General features: G+C 74.5%; 4 protein-coding genes and 1 pseudogene. All 5 read right to left on the reverse strand.

Features of this window, described 5'->3' with window-relative positions; translation table 11 throughout:
* Positions 1 to 327, reverse strand: a pseudogene (locus GTW08_RS24180) (hypothetical protein); the annotation flags it as partial.
* 83 nt (positions 328 to 410) lie between these two features.
* On the reverse strand, positions 411 to 1,322 hold the full coding sequence (locus tag GTW08_RS24185; RefSeq protein WP_304580161.1) for an AAA family ATPase: 912 nt from the start codon (positions 1,320 to 1,322) through the stop codon (positions 411 to 413).
* Between the two features lie 20 nt (positions 1,323 to 1,342).
* Complete coding sequence (locus GTW08_RS24190; RefSeq protein WP_073576706.1) at positions 1,343 to 2,455, reverse strand: NDMA-dependent alcohol dehydrogenase; 1,113 nt, start codon at positions 2,453 to 2,455, stop codon at positions 1,343 to 1,345.
* 113 nt (positions 2,456 to 2,568) lie between these two features.
* Complete coding sequence (locus GTW08_RS24195) at positions 2,569 to 2,808, reverse strand: helix-turn-helix domain-containing protein (RefSeq protein WP_161152577.1); 240 nt, start codon at positions 2,806 to 2,808, stop codon at positions 2,569 to 2,571.
* 74 nt (positions 2,809 to 2,882) lie between these two features.
* Complete coding sequence (locus GTW08_RS24200) at positions 2,883 to 4,208, reverse strand: hypothetical protein (RefSeq protein WP_161152578.1); 1,326 nt, start codon at positions 4,206 to 4,208, stop codon at positions 2,883 to 2,885.
* Between the last annotated feature and the right edge of the window lie 127 nt (positions 4,209 to 4,335).

Genomic DNA, 4,335 nt, shown 5'->3' on the forward strand with positions numbered 1-4,335 from the left:
CCGCGCCGCGCGGGCCTCGGCGACCGCGCCCAGCGAGGCGTCCAGGTCCAGGTCACCGCCGCGGTCGGCCGGGACCGCACGCAGCCTGCCGATCCCGCGCCGGGTGACCCGGCCGGAGCGGCCGATCTCCAGCACGACCCGGCCGGCGAGCCTGCGGGCCGCCGCCCGCAGCTTCTCGTCGGTGGCCTTGCCCATGTCGACGAGCAGCGTCAGCGTCTCGTCGGGACGCTCGGCCAGCGCGGCGTCGAAGGCGTCGGGGTCGAGCACCCCGACCTCGGGCGAGATCTCGGTGAACCCCGGGTGGCCCGCCAGGGAGCTGCGGGCCACCGTACGGTCCTCCGGGCGCGCACGCGGCCGGGACGGACGGGAGGAGCCGTCCGCGGGCCGGGGACCGCCCGCCGGTGGCGGGCTCAGGCTCCCCCCGACGCATCACCGCCGTCCGGGGCCCCGTCGGCATCGTCGGCGGGTTCCCGGCCGAACTCGGCCGTGTACAGCTCGCGGACGATGTCCTCGGCGCTGCGGGAGCCGGACTCGGCGAGCCGGATGCGGCCGGACAACGCGACCAGCGCCGCGTCCAGCCCGGCGCGCCAGTCGGTGGTCTTCCGGCCGCGGCGGGCCGCCAGCGCGGTGGTGATGCGGACGATGTCGATCGCGCCGCGGACCGAGGAGCCGACGTGCACGTCCGGGTGCTCGCGGGTGCGCCGGACCAGGGAGACGACCTTGGCGCGCCACTGCTCGTCGACCTCGGGGCCGCGCAGCGCGACGACCGCGGTCTCGTCCCCGGCGGTCTGGTAGCCCATCGCGATCCGGCAGACCCGGTCGTAGACGGCGGAGGAGATCCGGGCGGTGCCGACGGCGTCGAACGGATTCATCGCGGCGACCAGCCGGAATCCCCCGTGCGCGGTGATCCGGCCCAGCCGGGGCACGTGCAGCTCGCCCTCGCTCATCACGGTGATGAGGACGTTGAGGGTCTCCTCCGGGATCCGGTTGATCTCCTCGACGTAGAGCAGCGCCCCGGAGCGCAGCGCCTCGGCCAGCGGGCCGTCGACGAAGGTCTCGGGGTTGTAGCCCCGCTCCAGGACCTGGGCCGGGTCGAAGTGCCCGACCAGCCGGGCCGGGGTGAGCTCGGCGTTGCCCTCGACGAACACGAACGGGAGCTCGGCCTCCTCGGCCACCGACCGCAGCAGCGTCGTCTTCCCGGTGCCCGGCGGGCCCTCCAGGACGACGTGGGCGCCGGCCTCCAGCGCCGCGACGAGGAGCTCGACCTCCCGGCCGCGGCCGACGACGGGGGTCCCCGCGGGACCGGCCGCAGCCGGTCCCACGGGGTTCGTGACAGACCCCATCAGTGCTCGTGCACGAGGACGCCGCGGACGTTCTTGCCGTTGAGCAGGTCGTCGTAGCCCTCGTTGACCTGGTCGAGGGTGTAGGTCCGCGTGATGATCTCGTCGAGCTTCAGGTCCCCGCTCTGGTAGAGGCCGAGGATCTTCGGGATGTCGACGGTCGGGTTGCAGTCGCCGAACAGCGAGCCCTTCACCGTCTTCTTGAACAGGGTCAGGATCGAGCCCGGCAGCTGGACATTGGTCGTCGAGAGCTTGTTCAGGCCGGTCAGCACGACGGTGCCGCCCTTGCCGGTGTTCTCGAACGCGCCGGTGACGATCTCCTCGGTCACGATGCCCGCGGTGACGATCGTCTTGTCCGCACCGTTGCCGTTGGTCATCGCGCGGGCCAGGTCACCGGCCTCGGCGGCGGTGGCGACGGCGTGCGTGGCGCCGAGCTCCATCGCCTTCTCGCGCTTGTTGGCCAGCGGGTCGACGGCGATGAGGTTCTTCGCGCCGGCATAGCGGGCGCCCTGGACGGCGTTGATACCGATGCCGCCGACGCCGGCGACGATCACCGTGTCGCCCGGCTCGACCTTCGCCGCGTTGACCGCGGAGCCCCACCCGGTGGGCACGCCGCAGCCGACGAGCACGGCCTTGTCCAGCGGGAGGTCGTCGTCGACCTTCACCACCGAGTTCTGGTGGATCGTGGAGTACTGGGAGAACGTGCCCAGCATGCACATCGCGCCGTACTGGCCCTTCGGCCCGGTGAAGGGGAAGCGCTCGCCCGGCAGGTAGCCCTCGAGGATGGTCGCGCCCATGTCGCAGATGGCCTGCTGCCCGGTCGCGCACCAGCGGCAGACCCCGCAGTTGGGGATGAACGAGCAGACGACGTGGTCGCCCGGCTTCACCCGGGTGACACCCGGGCCGACGTCCTCGATGATCCCGGCGCCCTCGTGCCCGAGGACCATCGGCAGGCGCGCCTCGAGGTCGCCGTGCGCGATGTGGACGTCGGAGTGGCACAGCCCGGCGTGGGTGTAGCGGATGAGGACCTCACCCTGCTGCGGCCCGTCGAGCTCGAGCTCCTCGATCTCGATCGGCTTGCCGGCCTCGTAGACGACTGCTGCCGTGGTCTTCACGGGCACGCTCCTCTGCGCTGGTGACGTCGGTGTCGACCCGGATCCTGTCCCACCCCCGGGGGTGTGGCGTGTTCCACATGTGGACACGTGCGCACTTCCTCATGCCGGGCGGGCTACGTCTCCGCCACGTCGAGCGCGCGCATCCGGCGGTACAGGGTGGTGCGGCTGATCCCGAGCGCCCGTGCGGCCTCGCGCTTGTTGCCGCCCGCGACCGTCAGGGCGTGCTGGATCGCGACCCGTTCGGCGCGCTCCCGGCCGCCGAGCCGGGTGGTCCGCGGACCGGGCCGCAGGTGCTCCGGCAGGTCGTCGACGTCGATCCGGCGGGTCCCGGGCAGGTGCGCCAGCTCGGTCACGACCCGGGTCAGCTCGGTCAGGTTGCCCGGCCAGGCGTACGCGGACAGCGCCGCGACCGCGGACCGGGTCAGGATCAGCTCCCGGCCCGGCCGGACCGTGCGGCGATGTCGGCGACCAGCCCGGGCAGCTCGTCGCGGCGTTCGCGCAGCGGCGCGAGCTCGACGCGGCTCGCGCACCGGGCGACCAGCCGCGCCGCCGGGACGGACAGCTCCTCGACCGGGCCGCAGGTGAGCACGAGACGGGTCGGGCCGGCGTCGAGCAGCGGGCGGAGCACGGTGCAGAGCTCGTCGGGCAGGACGTCCACGTCGTCGACGACGACCGCGGGCGCCCCCTTCCCGACCAGCGCGGACAGCCGGGCCGCCCAGTCCCGGGACGGTCCGGTGAGGGCGTCGGTGGCCGCCAGCACGACCGGGTCGGCGGTGCCGAGCAGCCGGGCCGCCTCGGTGCTGCGCCCCGTCCCGGGCTCACCCGCGACCAGCACCGAGCGCCCGGTGGGAACCGGACGCGCGGTGCGGCGGACCGGCTCGCGCGGCGCCGCACGGACCGGGACGAGGTGGAACAGCACCCCGTCCGCGGTGTCCGCGACGGTCTCGGCCCGCACCCGGATCCCGGCGCCGTCGGGCGCCTCCAGCACCCGGGTCAGCGGGCCGTTCTCGACGACCTCGGTCCGCAGCGTCGCGAGCAGGTCCATCCCGCCCTCGCCCAGCACGGTGACGGCGCTGCGGTTGGTCAGCACCACGTCCGAGCCGAGGACCGCGATCGGCGACGAGCGCCGACGGGTGGCCTCCTGGAAGGCGAGGAACAGCCTGCGGTCGCCGTCGCGGGCGGTCTCGACGATCCGCTCCTCGATGTCCCGGGCGGCCCGCGACAGCAGCGGCGCGAACAGCGGGTGCGCGCGCCCGCCGGCGACGGTGATGTCGAGGACGCCCTCGGTGCGGCCGCGCAGCGGGTGCCGGATCGGGTGGCCGAAGCAGCTGACGCCCTTGAGCCCGGCCAGGAAGTGCTCCTCGCCGTGGACCGCGATGCCGCGGCCGGTCTCGGCGGCCGTGCCGATCCCGTTGGTCCCCAGCACCTGCTCGTCGGCGGCCGCCCCGACCACCAGGCCGATGTCGTCGAAGGCCGAGGCGAGGGTGCGGTCGTCGCACCAGATGTCGAGGATCCGGCAGTCGCGGTCGGCGAGCTGCACCGAGAACGGCTCACCGGCGAGCTCGGCCGCCAGCGCCCGCAGCACCGGTTCCGCGGCGACGGCGAGCCGGCCGACCCGGTCGACCTCCGCGACCTCCGGCCGGTCGGCGCCGTCCGGGTCGATGCCCGCCAGCCGCGCACGCCGCCAGGACGAGGCGATGTGCTCGCGCACGCCCCCCGGGGCGGATCGACCGACGGCTCCGTCGGAACCCATGGCGCACACCTTCCGTGACCGTGGTGACGGAGGCGACACTACCCGCGCCCGGCCGGGTCCCCGGTCGTGCGCGGGCGGGCGGGGTGCAGGATCGTCCGACATGGATCGACGCGTGCACGCGTTCACC

Origin of the sequence: Pseudonocardia sp. SID8383, from assembly GCF_009864975.1 — a bacterium.
In the GTDB taxonomy this organism is placed as follows: Bacteria; Actinomycetota; Actinomycetes; order Mycobacteriales; family Pseudonocardiaceae; genus Pseudonocardia; species Pseudonocardia alni.

Excerpts from the sequence above, each read along its gene's own strand:
- GTW08_RS24200 (WP_161152578.1), bottom strand. The coding sequence starts at position 4,208 with ATGGGTTCCGACGGAGCCGTCGGTCGATCCGCCCCGGGGGGCGTGCGC.